Raw genomic sequence first — 21,084 nt, 5'->3', positions numbered from 1 at the left:
CCCATGGCCCTCTCCGACAGCCTGCTCACTTTAAGCCTCGCCCTCGCGGCGGAGGCGGCTTTCGGCTACCCCAACCGCCTTTACACGGCGATCGGGCATCCCGTCACCTGGATCGGGTGGCTGATCAAGGGGCTCGACCGAACCTTGAACAGGGAGGTTTCATCCTTCCGGCAGCGACGAGCCGCCGGCATCCTGACCCTGCTGGTCCTCCTCGCTGTCACGGGGCTAGCGGCTTGGGGGTTGAGTGCGCTTCTCCTGCCACTCGGCTTCATCGGGATTCTGCTCCTGGCGATCCTCGCCAGCAGCCTCATCGCCCAGCGCAGCCTTCATGAGCATGTGAAGGCCGTGTCGAAGGGGCTGCGCGAGGGCGGCATTGACGGCGGACGCCAAGCCGTCTCGATGATCGTCGGGCGCAACCCGCAGAGCCTGGACGAGGCAGGGGTTTCTCGCGCGGCTATCGAGAGCCTTGCCGAAAATTTTTCGGACGGGATCGTGGCGCCCGCCTTCTGGCTCGGCCTTGGGGGCTTCCCCGGCGCTGCCCTCTACAAGGCTGCGAACACCGCCGACAGCATGATCGGACACCGCACGCCCCGGCACGAAGCCTTCGGCTGGGCGTCAGCGCGCTTCGACGATCTCGTGAACCTCCCCGCCTCGCGCCTGTCGGCGCTGCTGATCGTTGCGGCGGCTGCATTGAACAAGGGTGCCTCCCCCCTCAATGCCCTGCGCGCCGTTAGGCGCGACGCCGCACATCACCGCTCGCCCAATGCCGGCTGGCCGGAGGCTGCAATGGCGGGAGCGATGGGCCTGCGGCTCGCCGGACCGCGCGTCTATGGCGACGTTCGCGTCGAGGATCGCTGGATGGGCAATGGACGCGCGGAAGCGACGGCCGACGACATCGATTTGGCGCTGAAGCTCTATCGCACGGCCTGCGCGCTTCTCTTCGGTCTCGCTGCGGGATTGGCGCTTCTGGCGTGGCTCATCGTGCGCTGATCGCGAAGAGCCTATCGCAATCAAGATGCGCTTCGAGATGATCGGCGAAGCGATCGATAATGTCGTCCACGAGGGTTTCATAGGCAAGATCGCTCGTCTCGGCTCCAAGCAATGTGAGCCATCGGGAGCGCTGGCGGTCATCCGCGAACAGGCCATGCACATAGGTGCCAACCACGCGCCCATCCGCCGAGACCGCGCCGTCCAATTGCCCGTCAGCCAGTCGCGCGAAAGGTCGCTCCGATGCGCTCGCACCGGAGGTCTCGCCGATATGCATCTCGTATCCGGAGAACGGCGTGCCATCAGCAACCGTGGCGCCTGTCACGGCCTCGAGCCGCTTCTCGGCTGTCAACGTGGTCGTGACATCGAGAAGACCTAAGCCCTCAATGGAACGGCCCGCCTCGCCCTCGATGCCGAGAGGATCGTCGATGCGCTCTCCCAGCATCTGGTAGCCGCCGCAGAGGCCGAGCACCCGCCCGCCCCGGCGCACATGCGCCTTGAGGTCGATGTCCCAGCCCTGCCGGCGGATGAACAGAAGATCGTCAATGGTGGTTTTCGACCCTGGCAACAGCACAAGCGCGGCATCGGCCGGCAGAGGCTCGCCGGGCTCGACCAGAGCCACCTCGACACCCTCTTCCTCGCGCAGGGGATCGAGATCGTCGAAATTGGAGATCCAGGGCGTCACCGGCACGGCGATGACGACCGAGCCCTTGCGCCCCTCGCGCCGCAATCCCAAACCGTCCTCCGCCGGCAGACGCGCGGCATCGGCAAAGTGCGGCACGAGGCCGAGCGCCGGCCAGCCGGTGCGCTCGGAAACGAAACGCATGCCGCTGTCGAACAGGGCCGGATCGCCCCTGAAGCGGTTGACGATGAAGCCGCGGATCATCGCGGCATCGGCCTCGTCGAGCACAGCCTTCGTGCCGACAAGGCTCGCGATCACGCCGCCCCGGTCGATGTCCCCCACCAGCACCACGGGCACATTCGCCGCGCGGGCAAAGCCCATATTGGCGATGTCGCCGGCCCTGAGATTCACTTCCGACGCCGAGCCCGCGCCTTCGACGAGCACAAGATCGGCCTCCTGAGACAATCGCCCGAAACTGTCGAGCACCGCTTCCATGAGGCGCGGCTTCCACGATTGATATTCGCGCGCCTTCGCCGTGCCGACCACGCGCCCCTGCACCACCACCTGCGAGCCGATCTCGCTCTGGGGCTTCAGCAGCACCGGGTTCATGTGGACGCTAGGCGCTACGCCCGCCGCTCGCGCCTGCAGCGCCTGAGCGCGGCCGATCTCGCCGCCATCGGCCGTCACGGCGGCGTTGTTCGACATGTTCTGCGGCTTGAACGGCCGGACCCTCAAACCCTTGCGCGCAAAGACCCGGCACAGGCCCGCCACCAGCAGCGACTTGCCTACATTGGAGCCGGTGCCCTGCACCATGAGCGCGCGCATCTAGAACTCCACGCCTTCCTGCGCCTTCACGCCGGCGGCGAAGTGGTGCTTCACCAGGGTCATCTCGGTGACGAGGTCGGCCGCTTCGATCAGTTCCGGCTTGGCGTTGCGGCCGGTGACGACGATGTGGAGACCGGGCCTGCGCTGCCTCAGGGTCTCCACCACCTCGGCGAGCGGTAGGTACTCGTAGCGCAGGGCGATATTGAGCTCGTCGAGCACCAGGAGGCGGATGTCCTCGCGGGCCATCAGTTCCTTGACCTTCTCCCAGGCGCGCTCGGCCGCCGCCACGTCGCGGGTGCGGTCCTGCGTCTCCCAGGTGAAGCCCTCGCCCATGGTGTGCCACTCCACCTGATCGGCAAAGCGGTTAAGCGCCATGCGTTCGCCGGTCTCCCAAGCGCCCTTGATGAACTGCACCACGCCGACCTGGAAGCCGCGCCCCAACGCCCGTAGCATGAGCCCGAAGGCGGCCGTCGACTTGCCCTTGCCGGGACCGGTGTGGACGATGAGAAGCCCCTTCTCCACTGTCTTCGAGGCGACCTCCCGGTCCTGCACTTCCTTGCGCTTGATCATCTTGGCGCGGTGGCGCGCCTCGTCGTCCTGGGTCATCCCGGCCTGCTTTCCTGTGGAAGGCCCGCACCATGAACAGGCTGAAGCCCGATTTCAAGGCCAGCCGCGCCCGATGTGCAGGCTTGAAACATCCCCCCTGGCCAGATAAGCATGAAACCGACGGTGCCCCGGCAACGGGGTGAAAAGGGAATGCGGTGAGACACCGCGGCTGCCCCCGCAACTGTAAGCGGCGAGCCTACGCTCCAAATGCCACTGGGTTTCTACCCTGGGAAGGCGGCAGCGAAAAGCATCGACCCGCGAGCCAGGAGACCTGCCGTCAGCCTTTGCTTCTATCGGGTCTGTCGGACGGGGTGTGCCGACGGTGACCGTAGTCGAATGACTCCTCGTCGTTCGGTTCCGTCCGTGGAAGCGCACCAGACTCTTGACCTTTGAGTCTCCCGACGGAGAGAACGATGATCGCACCGATTCTGCCCAAGACCCGCCTTATCCCCCTGGCATTCGCCGGCCTCGTCGCCGCGACACCGGCCCTCGCCCACCATCCCATGGGCGGCATGACGCCGGAGACCTTCTCCCAGGGACTGCTCTCGGGCCTCGGCCATCCGGTCATCGGTCTCGATCACCTCGCAGCCCTCGTGGGCGTCGGCCTTGTCGCCTCGCGCTTTGCCCGCGGCCTTACGCTTCCGGCCTTCTGGATCGTCGCCATGGCGGCCGGCATCGGTCTGCACCTGATGAGCGCCGACCTGCCCTACGCGGAAGCCCTCGTGGCGCTGAGCGTCGTGGCCATCGGCATCGCGGCCACCATGCGCACCACCCTGCCCTATGGGCTGATCGCGGCGCTCTTCGTCGCCGGCGGCGCCGTGCACGGCTACGCCCTGGGCGAAGCCATCGTCGGCGCCGAAGCCACCCCGCTCGCCGCTTATCTCATCGGCCTCGTGGCGGTTCAGACGGCGCTCACAACCGGCATTGCGTTCGCGGCCCGTTCACTCGCAAAGGGCTCGCTCGCTACTCCCGCGCTGCGGATGGCGGGCGTTGCGGTTGCCGTCACCGGCGTCGCAGCCCTGGCCCTGCCCGCCTTCGCCTGAGCGGATCGGCTCACAAGCGATGACCTCATCCCCTGAGGAGATCTGCCTTCATGTCTGCGTCACCTGCCGTCAGGCGGGTGGCCCGGACGACAAGGCGCTCCGGCCCGGTGCGATCCTTCACCGGGCGCTGACCGAAGCACTCGCCCATCCCGATGCACCGAAGGTGCGCGTGGAGCCGGTCGAGTGCCTCTCGGTCTGCAAGCGGCCCTGCACCATTGCGGTCTCCGGCCCCGGTCGCTGGACCTACATCTATGGCGACCTGAGCGCCGACACTTCGGTGGAGACCATTCTCGACGGGTTGCGCCGCTATGCGGCGACCTCCGACGGCCTCGTACCGTGGCGCGAGCGGCCAGAGGCGTTCCGCAAGGGTGTCGTTGCCCGTATTCCTCCGTTCAAGACAGACAGCGCGGCCTGAAACAAGCCGCCGAAAGGCAAGCCTTCATGAGCGATCTCTCGAAGATCCCCTGCACGATCATCACCGGATTCCTCGGTGCCGGCAAAACCACCCTGGTGCGGCACTTGCTGGAGAATGCGAATGGGCGCCGCCTCGCGGTTCTCGTGAACGAGTTCGGCGATCTCGGCTTCGACGGCTCCTTCATTGAGGGATGCGGCATCGAAGGCTGCACGCAGGAAGACATCGTGGAGCTCCCCAACGGTTGCATCTGCTGCACGGTGGCGGACGACTTCGTTCCGGCCCTGAACACCCTGCTCAACCGGCCGAACCCGCCGGAGCACATCCTGATCGAGACCTCGGGCCTCGCCCTGCCCAAGCCCCTCGTGCGCGCCTTCAACTGGCCCGACATCCGCTCCCGCGTGACGGTGGATGGCGTGATCGCCGTGGTCGATGGCCCGGCCGTCGCGTCGGGCGCCTTCGCGGACGATCCCGATGCGCTCCAAGCCCAGCGTGCGGCGGACACCTCCGTCGATCACGAGAACCCGCTTGAGGAGGTGTTCGAGGACCAGCTTCTCTGCGCCGACCTCATCATCCTCAACAAGACCGACCAGATGCATGCCGGCGACAAGGGCAAGGTTCTGGCTGAAATCAACGAGCACCTGCCTCGCGCTGTGAAGGTGATCGAGGCCGCTCACGGCAAGGTGGATCCGACCGTGCTGCTCGGCATGGGCGCCGCAGCGGAAGCCGATCTCGAATCCCGCCCCTCGCATCACGAAACAGCTGACGATCACGATCACGACGACTTTGAGAGCATCGCGATCCCCATCGATGCCGTTGCGACCCCCGAGGCCCTTGTCGCCCGCGTTGAGCGCGCGGCGGAAGCCGCAGGCGTGCTGCGCATCAAGGGGTTCGCGCCCGTGAACGGCAAGCCCATGCGCCTCGTGGTCCAGGGCGTCGGCCAGCGCATCGCACATCACTTCGACCGACCATGGAAGGCCGGTGAAGCGCGCGACGGCCGCATGGTGGTGATCGGCCTCAAAGGCTTCGACGTGAAGGCCGTCGAAGCCGCCTTGCGCGCGGGATGACATGCACCTCCTTCCGGTCACAGCGATCTCCCTTGAGGAGGGCCAGGAGGCGATCGACCTCCAGCAGCCTCCCGGCGATATCGTCGTCCTCTCCTTCGCAGACAGTGACCTCGGCGCGCTGGCGGCTGCGCATCGGCTGAAGGCGGAGGGGCCCTCGCTCCGCCTCGCGTCCTTGCGCCGCCTGCGCCATCCCCTCTCGGTCGATCTCTACATCGACAAGACGGCTTTGAAGGCGCGCTTCATCCTCGTGCGCTGCCTCGGCGGGCTCGATTACTGGCGCTACGGATTGGAGCGGTTGTCCGCAGCGTGCCGCTCGCAAGGCGTGAAGCTCGCGGTGCTACCGGGCGACGACCGGCCCGATCCGCGGCTTGCGACCTACGCCACCGTTCCGCAGACGCTCTGCGACGAACTGGAGGCCTATTTCCAGGCCGGCGGCATCGACAACATGAGCCGCCTGCTCGCGCGCATCGGGGCGGAGATCGGCGAGGCCGATGCAAAGATCGAGCCGCCACGAGCGGCTCCACGCGCTTTTGCGTGGATGCCCGCCTCCCTGTTCCATCACGCCAACGTCATCCTGAGGAGCCGAGTCAGCGGCGTCTCGAAGGAGGATCCAGCGCTCTCTGGAATCTCCTTCGAGACGCAGACTACGTCTGCTCCTCAGGATAACGTTGGTGGTAGACAGAGTGAGAAAGCCGATGAGCTGCCTTATGAGAGCGGCATCGTCGAACCCGAGGCGGTTCTCACCCGCCTTCCCGGCGAGCGCCCCCTCGCCTACCTTCTCGTTTATCGCTCAGCCGTCCTCTCAGGCGATACGCAAGCCGTCGAGAACCTGTTGGCATCGCTCCGCGCGCGCGGCATTGGGACTCTCGTGCTTGCAGTGTCGAGCCTGAAGGATCCGGAAGCGGTGACGGTCGTCCGACGCGCAATTCAAGCGCGCCGTCCCGACATCATCGTCACGACAACCGCCTTCTCATCCCGCGACGATGATAGCTTCATTCTCGACGAGGCCGATTGCCCGATCCTTCAGGCGATCCCGGTCGGCAGCGCCAAGGACGCCTGGGAGGCCTCGCCGCGCGGCCTCTCCGCCGCCGATCTCGCCATGCAGGTCGCTCTGCCCGAATTCGACGGCCGCATTGCGGCAGGTCCCATCTCGTTCAAGGCCGAAGAGCCCGCCGATCCGGCCCTCGCCTTTTCCCGCCGCGTGCAGGCGCCCGACACCGCCGGCATCGACGCGGTTGCGGACATGGCCGCCGCCTGGGTGCATCTGGCTCGCACGCCACGCGTTGAGCGGCGGCTCGCGCTCGTGCTCTCCGATTATCCCGCGCGCGGCGGCCGCGCCGGCTTCGCCGTCGGGCTCGACACGCCGGCGAGTGCCTGTGCGATCCTCGACCTGCTGCGCGACGCAGGCTACGAGGCCAGCCGGAGTTTCACGGCAGACGACCTCATGCCGCGTCTCACCGAAGGTGCAGAAACCTTCGACGTCCCTCTTGCCGCTTACCGCGCATGGCTCGACACGCTGCCACGCGAACAGCGTGATGCCCTTGATGAGCGCTGGGGCAGCGCCCATGACGATCCTGCGTTTACGAACGGCGCTTTCCGCTTTCGCGCCATTCGTGCCGGCAACGTGCTGGTCGCCCTGCAGCCCGACCGCGCGCATGGGCAGGATCGCAAGGGATTCTACCACGATCCAGAAAGCCCCCCGAGCCACGGCTACCTCGCCTTCTATTGCGGCCTGAGGGCTCTGGAGCAGATTCACGCTCTCGTGCATCTGGGCACGCACGGCACCACGGAGTGGCTGCCCGGCAAGGCAGTGGCGCTCTCTGCAGAATGTTGGCCGCGCCGCGCCATTGGGGCTATGCCGGTGATCTACCCATTCATTGTCGATGATCCAGGCGAGGCCGCTCCTGCGAAGCGCCGTATCGGCGCCGTCACCATCGGCCACCTGACACCACAGACGGCGGCATCAGGTTTGGATGGCGAAGCGAGCGCATTGCGCGAACTGGTGGAGGAGTTTTCCTCCGCCCAAGTGCTGCATCCCGGTCGGGCCGAGCTCGTGGCGAAAGAAATTCTGGAGCGTGCAAGTGCCAGCGGCCTTTCTGATGCCTGCGGGGTCAGCGATGGCATGCCGATGGATGAGGCCTTGACCCGCCTCGACGCGCATCTCTGCGATCTCGGTGAAGTGACGATCCGCGATGGGCTCCACGTCTTCGGCAGCGCTCCCGACGGCTTCCAGGCCAGCGCCGCCGGCGAGCGCGAGGGATTGCTGAAAGCCCTTGACGGTCGCTTCGTCGTGCCCGGCCCTTCCGGCTCGCCATCGCGCGGGCAGACGGACGTGCTTCCCACCGGCCGCAACCTCGCGACGCTGGATCCGCGCGCGATCCCGACCCGCGCCGCCACCGAGCTCGGCAGGCGCGCGGCGGCCGAAGTGGTGCGTCGCCATCTGCAGGAGCAGGGCGACTGGCCGCGCCGGATCGTGATGGACCTATGGGCCTCCCCGACTTTGCGCTCCGGCGGCGAGGACATCGCTCATGCGCTCGCCCTCATGGGCGTGCGTCCGACCTGGGACCACGCCTCGACCCGCGTAACCGGTTTCGAGATCGTGCCGCAGCCGCTCCTCGACCGGCCCCGCGCCGACGTGACGTTGCGCGTCTCCGGCGCATTCCGCGATACGTTCCCGGACCAGATCGCGCTTCTCCACCAGGCGGCTCGCGCGGTTGCTGCGCTCAATGAGGAGGACGAGTGGAACGAGCTTGCCGCCGCGCGCCGGCGTGGTGAGGCGCTGTCCCGTGTGTTCGGATCGGCGCCCGGCACCTATGGCGCAGGCGTGTCGGCGCAGGCGTTGGATGGTGAATGGTCGACCAAAAACGATCTCGGCCGCACCTATCTGAAAGGCACCTCCCATGCCTTCGGTGTTGGCGGCGAGGCGCGGACTGATGAAAGCTTCCCACAACGTGTGGAACAGGCGGAAGCCTTCGTGCATGTGAGCGATGTGGCCGAGCGCGATATTCTCGACGGGGACTCCGCCGCCGATGCCATGGGCGGCTTTGCGGCGGCAGCACAGGCGTTGGGCGCCGCACCTGCCCTCTACAGCCTCGACACAAGCCGACCGCACGCACTAAAGGCGCGTACCCTCAACGAAGATATCGACCGTCTCGCGCGCGGCCGCCTGACGAACCCGCGCTGGATCGCCAGCCAATTGCGCCACGGATGGCGCGGTGCGGCCGAGATCGCGCAAGGGGTCGATGCACTCTTCGCCTTCGCCGCAACGACGGATGCCGTTTCCTCGGCAAACCTCGATCTCGTCTTCACGGCCTTGATTGCCGATGAGCCCGTCTGGCAACAGATCTCCGCCGCCAACCCGGCCGCCGCGCAGGCGATCCGCGACCGCCTCGCAGATGCGCGCCGGCGGGGCCTGTGGGACAGCCGCCTCAATTCTGTTGCAGCCCTGTTCGAGGATGGCCGGAAGGAGGTCGCCGAATGAGCGCGCAAGGCCACATCACGCGCCGGGGCTGGTGCCCGGGCGTGCGCCGCCCGATGGCTACTGGCGACGGGTTGCTCGTGCGCCTGCATCCCTTCGCCGGCAGGCTTTCGGCCGATCAGGCGCGCCTCGTCGCGCAGGCTGCGCGCGAACACGGCAACGGTCATCTCGACATCACCGCCCGCGGCAATCTGCAGATCCGCGGCGTGCGCGAAGATACCTATTCGAGCTTACTCGCCCTCCTTGAGCACGAAGGCCTCGCCGAGCCTGAAGGCGATGGACCGAACCGCCTCACGGTCCTGTCGCCCCTCGCCGGTCTCGATCCGCTCGACCGGTGCGATGTCCCCGCCTTGGCGCAAGCCATCGAGAATGCAGTGAGTGCCATTGAGGATCTGCCCGCAAAGTTCTTCGTCACCATCGACGGTGGCGGCGCGATGCCCCTCGACGCTCTCGGTGCCGATCTTCACCTGCTGGCGATTGGTGAGAATGCAATCACTTTCGGCATATCTTCGTCCAACGGCCTGCACTTGATCGGCACATCGCCCCTCTCCCTCACGCCGGACGCCGTTCACACGATCCTCTCAGGCTTCGCGGAACTGCGGCGCAAGAGCGTAACCGACCTGCGACGCCTGCGGGATCTCGAGCCTGACCGTGTGCGGGAGTTGGCAGCACGCGCAGCTCTCGGTCCGGTTACTGAACCGGCCACACGACCGGCAACTCCTCGCGCGGGTGTCATGCCAATCGACCTCAGGCAGGCCGTTCTCCTCGCCCTACCCTTCGGCCGTTGCAGCAGTGGGCAGTTGGTTCAAGTCGCCGACTGGAGCGAGCGCTTCGGTAGCGGCGAGATCCGCCTCTCCTTCACACGCGGTCTCCTGCTACCGAAGATCGCGGACGAGCACGTGCCTGAATTGATCGACGAGGCCGGCCGCGCCGGCTTTATCACCGAGGCCGATGACGCGCGCCTGTCCCTGGTCGCCTGCCCCGGCAAGCCGGATTGCGGCGGCGCGCTGACAGCCGCTCCGGCCGATGCCCTGCGTATTGCTGAAGCCTGCGGAGACCTCCTCCGCCAAGGCGCAACCCTTCACGTCTCGGGCTGCCCGAAGGGCTGCGCCCATCCGGGCAAGGCGGATCTCACCCTAGTCGGCCGCGACGACGGCCGCTACGACGTCGTACCGGATGGTTCAACCCGCGATGCTTCATCCATCCATCTATCCATTGACGAGATCATGCTCCGTTTATCGACTTTGACATCCACGGACGCCCTGCGCCACGCATTCCCGGAGAGCACGCGATGAGCGGGGCTCGCGACTACATCCGCGATGGCGCGGAGATCTATCGCCGCTCCTTCGCGATCATCCGCGTGGAAGCGGATCTGTCGCGCTTTTCCGGCACAGCCGAACGCGTTGCCGTGCGAATGATCCATGCCTGCGGCATGACGGATCTGCCGAAAGACATCGATCTCTCCGATGATTTCGCAGAAAAGGCTGAAGCTGCATTGAAAGGTGGCGCGCCGATTCTATGCGATGCCAAGATGGTGGCGAACGGCATCACCCGCTCGCGGCTTCCGGCGAACAACGAGGTGATCTGCACCCTGGACGACCCGCGCGTTCCGGCACTCGCAACTGAGCTCGGCAACACCCGTTCGGCCGCCGCCATGGAACTGTGGCGTGAGCGGCTGGAGGGCGCGCTCGTGGTGTTCGGCAATGCGCCGACCGCACTCTTCCATCTGCTCGAAATGCTCGATGCCGGTGCGCCGAAACCCGCCGCCGTAATCGGCATTCCGGTCGGGTTCATCGGGGCGGCGGAGTCCAAGGAGGCGCTCGCCCGCGACGGACGCGTGCCGTACCTCGTGGTGCGCGGGCGGCGCGGCGGCAGCGCCATGGCGGCGGCCGCCGTCAACGCCCTCGCGAACCCGGTCGAGTGAGGTGGACATGGCGAACGACACCATCCGCTTCTTCGGCCTAGGCCTCGGCCCCGGCAACCCCGACTACATGACCGTGCGCGCCCGCAGGGTGCTGGAGAGCGCCGACCGGCTCGTCCATTTCTGCAAGCGCGGAAGGCGCGGCAATGCGCGCACCATCGCGGATGCCATCGTTGGACAGAGCCCGGAGCGGGAGATCGCCCTGGCGTATCCGGTAACAACCGAAGTCCCTGCCGATCACCCGGATTACGCGGCGGCTCTCAACCCATTTTACGAGGAAGCGGCGGCGCGGCTCCTGGCCGAAATCGAAGCCGGTCGCACCGTTGCCGTGCTGTGCGAGGGCGATCCTTTCTTCTACGGCTCCTTCATGCATCTGTGGTGGCGGCTGAAGGATAGGGTGCCGACCGAAGTCGTGCCCGCCGTGTCCGGCATGTCCGGCGCCTGGACCCGCGCCGGCGCGCCGATCACCTGGGGTGACGACGTGCTTACTGTCGTGCCTGGCACATTGCCGGAAGCGGAACTGACGCGACGTCTTTCGGGCACAGATGCCGCCGTGGTCATGAAGCTCGGTCGCAACCTGCCGAAGGTGCGTGCGGCACTCGCCAGTGCAGGCCTCCTGGAGCGCGCGATCTATGTGGAGCGCGCCACCATGGCGGAGGAGCGGATCGTCCCGCTGCCCGAGTTACCTGAGGATTTCGACGCTCCCTATTTCTCGCTGATCATCGTGCCGGGACAAGGGAGGCGCGTATGACAGGCCTGCTCACTGTCGTCGGCCTTGGACCCGGCGATCCGCGCTTTCTGACGCCCGCCGCTGCCGAGGTGCTCGCCTCTGCCACAGATCTCGTCGGCTATGGGCCTTATGTGGACCGTTTGCCGAAGCGCCCCGGTCAGCGCCGTCATTCATCGGACAATCGCGTCGAACTCGACCGGGCGCGTTTCGCGCTCGATCTTGCCACAAAGGGTGCCCGCGTGGCTGTGGTGTCCGGTGGTGATCCGGGCGTGTTCGCCATGGCGGCGGCCGTGTTTGAGGCCGTCGACAATGGCGATCCGGCGTGGCGCAGCCTCGACATCCGCGTGGAGCCCGGCATTACGGCTATGCTCGCCGCGGCGGCCCGGGTAGGCGCGCCGCTCGGCGGCGATTTCTGCGCCATGTCGCTGTCGGACAATTTGAAGCCGTGGGAGGTCGTCGAGGCCCGTCTGCGCGCGGCGCTTGCAGCGGATTTCGTGGTGGCGCTCTACAACCCGATCTCGTCGGCCCGACCCTGGCAGCTCGGCGCCGCGTTCAAGATCGTGGCGGAGACACGTGACCCCGACACGCCGATCATCCTCGCGCGGGCCGTCATGCGGCCGGACGAGCGCATCAGGACTCTGCCGCTCTCGGAGGTCGAAGCGTCCATAGCCGACATGTCGACTATCGTGATCATCGGAGCCAGCACCACCAAGCTCATAGAGCGGTCTGAAGGCCAAGCGCCTTACGTCTATACGCCCCGCTTCTACGGGGTGCGGCCGTGACGGCGCTCGAGCCATTCGACGGCCGCCTCGGCACTCACGGCCTCATCGACGTCGCGTGGTTTTTCGGGCCGCGCCACAATAATGACGGACAGGCCGAGAGCGCGCGCCGCCGCGATCTTCGGATAGGTCGCGGCACCGCCGGAATTCTTCGTCACCACCACGTCCACGCCTTCGCGCTCCATCAGCGCCCGCTCGGCCGCCTCATCGAAGGGCGCGCGATCCTGGATGGCAATGACGTTCGGCACCGGCAGCGCCTCACCTATGGGCTCGATGGTGCGCACGAGGTAGGTGTGCTGCGGCGCGGCCGCGAAGGGCGGCAGTTCGAGACGGCCGACGGTCAGGAAGACGCGGCGGGGCTCCTCGCCCAACGCTCGGACAGCCTCCGCCATCGATACCACGTCGATCCACCGGTCACCCTTCTGCGCGGTCCAGGGCGGACGGCGCAGGGCGAGAAGCGGCACGCGCGCTTGCGCACAGGCCTCCGCTGCGTTGCGCGACATGACGGCGGCAAACGGATGGGTGGCGTCGATCACCGCCTCGATCTGCTCCCGCACCATGAATCCGGCGAGCCCGTCAACGCCGCCGAATCCGCCGATGCGGGTGGGGATCGGCAGGGGCCGCGGGTCGCTGGTGCGCCCGGCCATGGACAGAAGCGGGCTGAAATCGGATCGGCCGGAAAGAAGCGTCGCGAGTGCGGAGGCTTCCGTCGTTCCGCCCAGAATGAGAATGCGCATGCGCCCCTTTTCCCTGAATTCTGAGGCGGAGTCGAGCATGACGAAGGCTCCCTGGCTCACCATTATCGGCATCGGCGAGGACGGGCGCGCCGGGCTCTCTCCTGCGGCTCTGGCTGCCCTTGACGGGGCGGAGTTCGTCATCGGGGGCGCTCGCCATCTTGAGCTTGCGGCGCCTTTGTTAGTAAGGACGCAGACTTGGCCAAGTCCCTTTGCGGAGGGCTATCCGATGGTCCTCGCCCGCCGGGGACAACCGACCTGCGTTCTGGCAACGGGTGATCCGTTTCATTATGGTGTGGGTGCGGAACTCGCGCGCCTGATCCCGGCAGAGGAAGTCGTCTCCCATCCGCAGCCCTCCGCCTTCAGCCTCGCGGCCGCGCGCCTCGGATGGTCGCTGCCGGATTGCGATTGCGTGAGCCTGCACGGGCGGGCACTGGCGCGGATTATTCCCTACCTGCAACCGGGTGCTCGCATTCTCGCCCTGTCATGGGATGGGTCGACGCCGGGCAAGCTCGCGGATCTGCTGAGGGCGCGCGGCATGGGCGCCTCGACGATCACCGTACTGGAAGCCATGGGTGGCCCGCGCGAGCGCATCCGCGGTGCCGGTGCGGACCGGTTCGATATCGGCGAGATCGACCCTCTCAACACCGTCGCAATCGAGATCGTGCCATCACGGGACGCCCGTGTCGTTCCCCTCACGTCCGGTCTTCTCGATTCCTGGTTCGAGAATGACGGCCAGCTCACCAAGGCGGAGATCCGCGCGCTAACGCTGGCGGCCCTCGCGCCGAAGGCTGGTGAGCTGTTGTGGGACATCGGCCTGGGCGCCGGCTCCGTCGGCATCGAGTGGTGCCTGCGCCATTTGCGCAATCGCTGCATCGGCATCGACGAACGACCGGAGCGCGCCGAGCGGGCGCGGCGCAATGCGCTCGAACTCGGCGCAACGGCTCTCGACATCCGCATCGGGCAGGCGCCTGAGGCCCTGGCCGACCTGCCGGCGCCGGATGCCATCTTCATCGGCGGCGGCGCGTCGGAACCCGGCGTGTTCGAGACGGCCTGGGCAGCGCTCAAACCCGGCGGCCGTCTGGTCGTCAACGCCGTGACCCTGGAAACCGAGACCTTGCTCGGAACGCTCTACGCCCGCCACGGCGGCACCATGCGGCGCTTGGCGCTCTCGCGCCTTGAAGCCGTCGGCGGCATGCATGGCTGGCGGGCGGCAATGCCCGTTACGCAATGGGTGGTGACGAAGCCATGATCGTGGCCGGTGTAGGGTTCAGGCGCAGCGTCGAGGCCGATGAGATCGTGGCGCTCGTCGAGCAGGCGCTGGAGCGCGCGGCGCTTGCACGCAATGCCCTGAGCAGACTTGCCACCATCGAAGCGTTGGCCTCCCTGCCTGCCTTCACGGAGGCCGCCCGTCGGCTTGATGTGGTGACGATAGCTGTTGTGCAAACTGCTCTCTCGGCAACTGCGCCTTATGTGCGCACGCAATCGGCCCGCTCCATCGCGGCGCATGGAGTCGGATCGGTTGCGGAAGCTGCAGCGCTTGCCGCTTCAGGACCTCATTCAAAACTCATCCTGGAGCGCATCTCATCAGCCTCCGCCACCTGCGCCCTTGCGCGTTCGGAGATCGGCTCATGACGGTCCATTTCATCGGGGCGGGCCCCGGCGCCCCTGATCTCATCACCGTGCGTGGGCGCGCGCTCATCGAACGCTGCCCGGTCTGCCTCTATGCCGGCTCCATTGTGCCGCCGGAGATCCTGACCTGGTGCCCGCCCGGCGCGCGGCTCGTGGACACGGCGCCCCTCGACCTCGACGCCATCACGGCCGAATACATGCGGGCGCATGAGCGCGGTGAGGATGTGGCGCGGCTGCATTCGGGCGATCTCTCGATCTGGAGCGCCATGGGCGAGCAGCTGCGGCGGCTAGATACCTTATGCATCCCCTACACGATCACGCCGGGCGTGCCCTCCTTCGCGGCAGCGGCGGCTGCCCTGGGGCGGGAACTGACCGTGCCGGAGGTCGGGCAATCGGTGGTGCTCACGCGCACATCGGGTCGGGCCTCCGCCATGCCGGAGACGGAACGCCTTGCCACCTTCGCACAGACTAGGGCGACACTCGCCATTCACCTGTCGATCCATGTCATCGAGCAGGTGGTGGAGGATCTGTTGCCCGCCTACGGTGCCGATTGTCCCGCGGCGGTGGTCTGGCGCGCCTCCTGGCCGGACGAGCGGGTGATCAAGGGAACGCTCGGCACGATCGCCGCCATGGTCCGCGCCGAGAAGCTCGAACGCACGGCGCTGATCCTGGTGGGACGAACGCTGGAGGCAAAGGACTTCCGCGACAGCGCCCTCTACTCGACCGATTACGACCGGCGCTTCCGCCCCAACGCTCGCGAGGGCAGCCGATGAGACACGCGGTGTCAGGCCACCGGGTGAAACGGCACGCGGCCCACAAGCTGGCCGTTGCGGTCGAACACGATGATCTCAAGGGCGATGGCTGTTCCCCGCAAGGCCTTGGCGGCAGTCTGCCACGCATGCTGCGCCACCACGTCGGCCAGCGGAAGGCCGAGGCCTTTGGCGGTTTCCAGCACTTCGAGTGCGGTGTTAGCGCTACGCGCCTGCTCCGCGATGCTGGACTCGGCACCGGCTTCGAGCAGGCGTTCGGCAAGCCATGCGAGATCGACTGCGCCGGAGCGCGAATGCAGGTCGAGCAGGCCCTGACCGAGCTTGGTCATCTTGGCGAAGCCGCCCGCAATGGTGACCTTCGGCACGGGATTGCGGCGCAGGTACTTCAACATGCCGCCGGCGAAATCGCCCATGTCGATAAGAGCATGGTCCGGCAGGTTGTAGAGCGCCTGCACGGCCTTCTCGGAGGTGGAGCCCGTAGCGCCCGCCACATGGTCGAGACCGCCTGCACGGGCGACATCGATGCCGCGATAGATGCTGTGGATCCATGCCGCACAGGAATAGGGAACCACCACCCCGGTGGTGCCGAGGATCGACAATCCCCCGAGGATGCCAAGGCGTGGGTTGAGGGTCTTCTGCGCGATGGCCTCGCCGCCCGGGATGGAGATCTCGACCTCGATGTCCCTAGGCCCACCAAGGCTGCGCGCCGCCTCCTCCAGGTTGTCGCGGATCATCTGGCGCGGCACCGGATTGATAGCGGGCTCGCCTGGCGGCAGGGGGAGGCCTGCACGGGTGACGGTGCCGACGCCCTCGCCCGCGCGGAAGATCACGCCCGAACCCGGCGCGCCGGCACGGACGGTTGTGATCACCAGGGCGCCATGAGTGACGTCCGGATCGTCGCCCGCATCCTTGACGATGCCGACGCGCGCGCCGCCTTCGGTGGTTTCCATGAGCGCGAGGGAGAAAGCCGGCCTGGCGCCGCCCGGCAGCACGATCTCGACGGGATCGGGACAATCGCCCGTCTGCCAACCGATATAGGCCGCCTTGGCCGCCGCCGTGGCGCAGGCGCCCGTGGTCCAGCCACGGCGCAATGGTCCGGCGGGTTTACTCTCGTCCATAAGCCCTCTTACAACGTCCTCATGAATTCCAACAGCCATCTCGGGATGGCCGGTCACGACGGGAGACCCGCATGACCGCCCTCTCCCGCCTCACGCCGCCCTTCGCGCCCGGCACGGTCTGGCTCGTCGGCGCAGGCCCGGGCGATCCCGGCCTGCTCACGATCCATGCGCTGAACGCCCTCGCGAAGGCCGACGTCATCGTCTACGACGCCCTCGTCGATCCCGCCGTTCTCTCCTTCGCCCGCGAAGGCGCAGCTCTGGAATTCGCCGGCAAGCGCGGCGGCAAGCCATCGGCTGTGCAGCGGGACATCTGCGAACGATTGGTCCAGCTCGCCCGCGAGGGCAAGAGGGTGCTGCGGCTCAAAGGCGGCGATCCCTTCATCTTCGGGCGCGGCGGTGAGGAAGCGCTGGCTTTGTCCGAGGCCGGCATTCCCTTCCGCATCATACCGGGCGTCTCGAGCGGGCTCGCGTCGCTTGCCATCCACGGCGTGCCGGCGACCATGCGCAAGACGAACCATGCGGTCATCCTGGCCACCGGCCATCCTGCCCCGGATGCGGAGATCGAATGGGCGTCGCTTGCCCGCACCGGCGCGCCCATCGTGCTCTACATGGCAGTCTCGAACCTTCCCTCCATCGTGCAGGGTCTCATGGAGGGCGGATTGTCCGGCGATACGCCGGCGCTCGTGGTCCATGGCGCAACGACCGCCAAAGAGAGCGTCGTGGAGGGAACGCTCGCGACCCTGCCGAAGCTCGCCGAGGATGGGCTCATCCGTTCGCCGGCCATCGTGGCCATCGGGGCCATCGCGGCGTTCCGCTCGGCCATCGCCAATCATCTCCTCGAGTTCGGCAGCGAGGCCGCGCAGTGAACCTCGGCCCCGGCCTGTTGATCGCCGCGCCCCGCTCGGGATCGGGCAAGACCACTGTGGTGCTCGGCCTCCAGCGGGCGCTCGCCCGAAGGGGCCTCAACGTGCGCGGCGTGAAATGCGGTCCCGATTACATCGACCCAGCCTTCCACGCGGCGGCCACCAGCGCGCCGAGCTTCAATCTCGACAGCTTCGCGATGAGCAGGCCCCTGCTCGGATCCATCGCATCGCAGGCCGCCGGCGACGCCGATCTCGTGCTTGCCGAAGGCTCGATGGGCCTCTTCGACGGCATCCGCCAGGAGATCGGCCACACGGGCGCAAGCGCCGACATCGCGGCCCTGTTCGGCTGGCCGGTGATCCTCGTGCTGGACGTGTCGGGACACGCGCAATCGGCCGCCGCCGTCGCGCTCGGCTGCGCCCGGTTCGATCCGCGAATCCATGTGGCCGGCGTGGTGCTGAACAAGGTCGCAAGCGAGCGGCACCGCAGGCTGGTGGAGGACGGCATGGCCCGCATCGGCTTGCCCGTTCTCGGGGCGCTTACGCGCAACACGGATCTGGCCCTGCCCGAGCGCCATCTCGGCCTCGTGCAGGCGGGCGAGACCGAGGAGCTCGACGCGCGGCTGGAGCGCTTGGCCGATGCGGTGGAAGGCGCCGTCGATCTCGACCGGCTCGTGGCCCTTGCTCGCCCGACCCAGGTCGATAGCGATGACGAAGTGATCCCCTTGGCACCGCCAGGCCAGCGCATCGCGCTGGCATCCGATCAGGCTTTCTCCTTCGTCTATCCGCATGTGCTCGCCGGATGGCGCAAGGCTGGGGCCGAGATCGCGACCTTCTCGCCTCTCGCCGATGAGCCTCCGCCCTCGGATTGCGACGTCTGCTGGCTGCCCGGAGGCTACCCGGAGCTTCATGCCGGGCGCATTGCGGAAGCCCGGCGCTTTCTCGGAGGGTTGCGGAGTTTTGCAGGGAGCCGACCCATCCATGGCGAGTGCGGCGGCTACATGGTGTTGGGCCAGTCCTTGGAGGATGGCGATGGCCATGTGCATCCCATGGCGGGCCTCCTGCCGGTCGAGACGAGCTATGCCAAGCGCCGGATGCATCTCGGCTACAGGATCGCGCATCTGCTCCGTGGTGGAATCATGGGACCTGCGGGCCAATGCCTCGTCGGCCATGAATTCCATTATGCCTCAGTGACGCAGAGCGACATGTCCGGAGACGCTGCATTCGCCAGGATCACAGATGCGGAAGGCCAGGACCTCGGCATCGCCGGCCACCGCAATGGTCCCGTGACGGGCAGCTTCTTCCACACCATCGCTACGCGCTGACGGTGTGATCCCTCACGCGCTCAGGCTGCGACAGGCGCGCTGGATTTCGCCGACGAGACGGCCGGGCTGAACGGGCTTCTGGAGCACGACGATATCGGGATGGCGCTCGCCCACCCCCGATGGCAAGCCGGCGCTCCCGGTATAGACCACGACACCTACCTTCCGGGCGCGTAAGGATTCGAGCACGGGCGTGACATCCCCGTCTCCCAGGTTGACGTCGAGCACCGCCGCGTCGATGGCCTGATCGGCCTTGACGGTCTGCCTCGCCTCGCGGATCGATCCAACAGGGCCGATCACCTCACCCTCGGCCCGCTCGATCAGGTCGCTGATGTCCGTTGCGATGGCAGGATCGTCTTCGACCACGAGAACACGCAAGCCATTCAACATTCCGGCCTCCTCGGTTGCAGGGCAAAGGCCTCAGATCGAGTCAATTCGCCATGTCGACGGCTGTTCCGGCCTATGGACGAGGGGCAGCCATGCCTTCGAATAGGTCAGGTGCGGGAACAGAGCTTCGCAAACACACGTTCCGGAAGGTTAGCATTTTCACATCCTATGATGAGTCCGGCTTGTGAGCAGCAGCCCATCGCAGTCTAGAGGAGCCGAACTCCTCCCCCTATCGCACCGCTCCGAGGAGCTGGCGTACCGGCTCCGGCAACAGGAGGTTCTGGCGGGTTTCGGCCTCTTCGCCTTGCAGGCAACGGATCTCGACGCTCTCCTGCAGGAGGCCTGCAGGATCGGCGCAAACGGCCTTGGAGGCGAGCTGTCGAAAGTGCTCGAGTATCGCCCGGAAGAAGACAAGTTCTTCCTCCGGGCCGGCATCGGCTGGCGGCCGGGCGTGGTCGGGCACGCTCGTGCGTCGGCCGACCTGGGATCTGCGGCAGGCTACTCTTTCCGAACCGGAGAGGCCGTGCTCTCCAGCCATCTTGGAGCGCCCGCTGCCGAAGGCGAGGATCGTTTCCGCACTTCTCCGATCATGGTCGAGCATGGCGTGCGCCGTGCGATCAACGTGCCGATCCGCGGGCGCGACTGGCCCTTCGGAGTTCTTGAGGTCGACAGCCCGCAGGAGAACAAGTTCACCCAGGCCGACATCGCTTTCCTGGAGGGCGTCGCCAATGTCCTGGGTGTCGCCATGGAGCGCGTCAGGATCGAGGGAGCGGTGCAGGAGAGCGAAGAGAGCTTCCGCACCTTGGCCAATTCCATCCCGCAGCTCGCCTGGATGGCTGACCCTTCCGGCTCGATCTATTGGTACAACCAGCGCGTCTTCGACTACACGGGCGTGAGCCTTGAGGAGATCAAAGGTTGGGGCTGGCGCTCACTGCATCACCCCGATCACCTGGAGCGGGTGCTGGAGCGCTTCCGCCGCTCCTTCGAGACGGGCGAGCCGTGGGAGGACACTTTCCCGCTCCGCGGCCAGGATGGTTTCTACCGCTGGTTTCTCTCCCGTGCCCTGCCGATCCGCGACGGCGACGGCAGAATTTTGCGCTGGTTCGGCACCAACACCGACGTGACCGAGCAGCGCGAGGCGGAGGAGCGGAACCACTTGATGACCCAAGAAGTCAGCCACCGGGTCAAGAACTCCCTGGCCCTGGTGGCGAGTCTGCTCGGACTTCAGTCGCGTTCGACGACGAGCCCTGAGGCTCGGCGGGCTCTGGAGGATGCCTATGCGCGAGTCCAGACGATTGCGCAGATCCACGACCGGCTCTGGCGGCAATACGATGCGCAGAGCGTCGACCTCTGCGGCTTCCTCAATGACCTTTGTCACAAGCTGCAGGAAACAGCCATGGAGCACAGGCTCGATTTCCAGGGTCAGTCAGTGATCATATCGACCGATCGGGCGATCTCCCTGGGCCTGCTGCTCAACGAGATCGTCACCAACGCGTTCAAGTATGCCTATCCGGAGGGCGGCGGCGGGTCCGTGCAGGTGCGCCTTTCGGACGGCGGAGGCCAGCTCCGGCTGGAGGTGGCCGATCAGGGCGTCGGTCTTCCGGCCGAGTTCGACTTCTCCAAGCACCGCCAGAGTCTCGGATCGCGCCTCATCGTCAACATTGCCCGACAGTTGCAGGCTCAGGTGGAGGCGGGCGCGAACTCTCCCACGGGTGCGCGTTTCGTGGTGACAATGCCGACGCAGCCAGGCTGAGCTGAGGCCAATCGTTGAACTACCGGACAGGATGGGAG

Annotated in this window: 20 protein-coding genes and 1 riboswitch; of the genes, 15 read left to right on the top strand and 5 right to left on the bottom strand. The window is 66.8% G+C overall.

Translation table 11 applies throughout. The annotated features are described in order from the left end of the window. The first annotated feature begins 3 nt into the window (after positions 1-3). The gene (gene cbiB, locus VB618_RS02910) at positions 4-990 is read left to right on the top strand and encodes an adenosylcobinamide-phosphate synthase CbiB (protein ID WP_329794990.1); all 987 of its coding nucleotides are present in this window, start codon (positions 4-6) and stop codon (positions 988-990) included. Here the strand turns inward: cbiB and VB618_RS02905 are convergent. Together VB618_RS02905 and cobO are read right to left on the bottom strand one after the other, a co-directional pair. Continuing rightward, positions 977-2,422 (bottom strand): cobyric acid synthase, encoded by a 1,446-nt coding sequence (locus tag VB618_RS02905; protein WP_329795120.1) that lies wholly within the window; start codon positions 2,420-2,422, stop codon positions 977-979. The genes cbiB and VB618_RS02905 overlap by 14 nt on opposite strands. A 12-nt stretch (positions 2,423-2,434) precedes the next feature. After that, entirely contained in the window at positions 2,435-3,040 is a 606-nt protein-coding gene (gene cobO, locus VB618_RS02900) for a cob(I)yrinic acid a,c-diamide adenosyltransferase (RefSeq protein ID WP_329794989.1), read from the bottom strand. A gap of 104 nt (positions 3,041-3,144) precedes the next feature. Then, positions 3,145-3,333: riboswitch (cobalamin riboswitch) on the top strand. Between the two features lie 120 nt (positions 3,334-3,453). Between cobO and VB618_RS02895 the strand changes: the two genes are divergently transcribed. From VB618_RS02895 to cobJ, 8 genes are read left to right on the top strand one after another with little or no spacing between them, the layout of a single operon-like run. Next, positions 3,454-4,083 (top strand): HupE/UreJ family protein, encoded by a 630-nt coding sequence (locus tag VB618_RS02895; protein WP_329794988.1) that lies wholly within the window; start codon positions 3,454-3,456, stop codon positions 4,081-4,083. Between the two features lie 19 nt (positions 4,084-4,102). Beyond that, positions 4,103-4,498 (top strand): DUF1636 domain-containing protein, encoded by a 396-nt coding sequence (locus tag VB618_RS02890; RefSeq protein ID WP_329794987.1) that lies wholly within the window; start codon positions 4,103-4,105, stop codon positions 4,496-4,498. Positions 4,499-4,524: 26 nt separating this feature from the next. Beyond that, complete coding sequence (gene cobW / locus VB618_RS02885; RefSeq protein ID WP_329794986.1) at positions 4,525-5,562, top strand: cobalamin biosynthesis protein CobW; 1,038 nt, start codon at positions 4,525-4,527, stop codon at positions 5,560-5,562. A 1-nt stretch (position 5,563) separates the two neighbouring features. Next, complete coding sequence (gene cobN, locus VB618_RS02880) at positions 5,564-9,043, top strand: cobaltochelatase subunit CobN (RefSeq protein ID WP_329794985.1); 3,480 nt, start codon at positions 5,564-5,566, stop codon at positions 9,041-9,043. Further along, complete coding sequence (gene cobG, locus VB618_RS02875) at positions 9,040-10,335, top strand: precorrin-3B synthase (RefSeq protein ID WP_329794984.1); 1,296 nt, start codon at positions 9,040-9,042, stop codon at positions 10,333-10,335. The genes cobN and cobG overlap by 4 nt, the downstream gene beginning before the upstream one ends. After that, positions 10,332-10,964 (top strand): precorrin-8X methylmutase, encoded by a 633-nt coding sequence (locus VB618_RS02870; protein ID WP_329794983.1) that lies wholly within the window; start codon positions 10,332-10,334, stop codon positions 10,962-10,964. Before cobG ends, VB618_RS02870 begins: the two co-directional genes overlap by 4 nt. A 7-nt stretch (positions 10,965-10,971) precedes the next feature. Beyond that, the gene (locus tag VB618_RS02865; protein WP_329794982.1) at positions 10,972-11,712 is read left to right on the top strand and encodes a precorrin-2 C(20)-methyltransferase; all 741 of its coding nucleotides are present in this window, start codon (positions 10,972-10,974) and stop codon (positions 11,710-11,712) included. Further along, positions 11,709-12,473 (top strand): precorrin-3B C(17)-methyltransferase, encoded by a 765-nt coding sequence (gene cobJ / locus VB618_RS02860; protein WP_329794981.1) that lies wholly within the window; start codon positions 11,709-11,711, stop codon positions 12,471-12,473. Before VB618_RS02865 ends, cobJ begins: the two co-directional genes overlap by 4 nt. On the opposite strand, the gene VB618_RS02855 is transcribed toward cobJ, so the two are convergent. Then, a complete protein-coding gene (locus VB618_RS02855; RefSeq protein WP_329795119.1) occupies positions 12,455-13,207 on the bottom strand; it encodes a cobalt-precorrin-6A reductase in 753 nt (250 codons plus the stop codon). The two genes, cobJ and VB618_RS02855, sit on opposite strands and share 19 nt — an antisense overlap. A 37-nt stretch (positions 13,208-13,244) precedes the next feature. Here VB618_RS02855 and cbiE point away from each other — a divergent pair, with 37 nt between their 5' ends. From cbiE to cobM, 3 genes are read left to right on the top strand one after another with little or no spacing between them, the layout of a single operon-like run. Then, entirely contained in the window at positions 13,245-14,456 is a 1,212-nt protein-coding gene (gene cbiE, locus VB618_RS02850) for a precorrin-6y C5,15-methyltransferase (decarboxylating) subunit CbiE (protein WP_329794980.1), read from the top strand. Further along, positions 14,453-14,839 carry a cobalamin biosynthesis protein gene (locus VB618_RS02845; protein WP_329794979.1) on the top strand — a complete coding sequence of 129 codons (387 nt, stop codon included), beginning with the start codon at positions 14,453-14,455 and terminating at the stop codon, positions 14,837-14,839. The genes cbiE and VB618_RS02845 overlap by 4 nt, the downstream gene beginning before the upstream one ends. Next, positions 14,836-15,609: a precorrin-4 C(11)-methyltransferase gene (gene cobM, locus VB618_RS02840; protein WP_329794977.1), complete on the top strand. Its 774-nt coding sequence runs from the start codon at positions 14,836-14,838 to the stop codon at positions 15,607-15,609. The genes VB618_RS02845 and cobM overlap by 4 nt, the downstream gene beginning before the upstream one ends. An 11-nt stretch (positions 15,610-15,620) precedes the next feature. On the opposite strand, the gene VB618_RS02835 is transcribed toward cobM, so the two are convergent. After that, positions 15,621-16,724, bottom strand: a complete 1,104-nt coding sequence (locus VB618_RS02835) for a cobalt-precorrin-5B (C(1))-methyltransferase (RefSeq protein WP_329794976.1) — start codon at positions 16,722-16,724, stop codon at positions 15,621-15,623. 71 nt (positions 16,725-16,795) lie between these two features. Between VB618_RS02835 and cobA the strand changes: the two genes are divergently transcribed. Then, positions 16,796-17,590, top strand: a complete 795-nt coding sequence (gene cobA, locus VB618_RS02830; RefSeq protein WP_329794975.1) for a uroporphyrinogen-III C-methyltransferase — start codon at positions 16,796-16,798, stop codon at positions 17,588-17,590. Beyond that, positions 17,587-18,909: a cobyrinate a,c-diamide synthase gene (locus VB618_RS02825; RefSeq protein WP_329794974.1), complete on the top strand. Its 1,323-nt coding sequence runs from the start codon at positions 17,587-17,589 to the stop codon at positions 18,907-18,909. The genes cobA and VB618_RS02825 overlap by 4 nt, the downstream gene beginning before the upstream one ends. 12 nt (positions 18,910-18,921) lie before the next feature. Here the strand turns inward: VB618_RS02825 and VB618_RS02820 are convergent, their stop codons facing one another. After that, entirely contained in the window at positions 18,922-19,296 is a 375-nt protein-coding gene (locus tag VB618_RS02820) for a response regulator (protein ID WP_329794973.1), read from the bottom strand. A gap of 181 nt (positions 19,297-19,477) precedes the next feature. Between VB618_RS02820 and VB618_RS02815 the strand changes: the two genes are divergently transcribed. Then, positions 19,478-21,046 (top strand): sensor histidine kinase, encoded by a 1,569-nt coding sequence (locus tag VB618_RS02815; RefSeq protein ID WP_329794972.1) that lies wholly within the window; start codon positions 19,478-19,480, stop codon positions 21,044-21,046. Positions 21,047-21,084: the final 38 nt, after the last annotated feature.

The organism is Microvirga sp. CF3062, from assembly GCF_036314045.1.
In the GTDB taxonomy this organism is placed as follows: Bacteria; Pseudomonadota; Alphaproteobacteria; order Rhizobiales; family Beijerinckiaceae; genus Microvirga.
The sequence above is the reverse complement of the archived record's forward strand: the minus strand, read 5'-3'. Positions and strand labels throughout refer to the sequence as shown.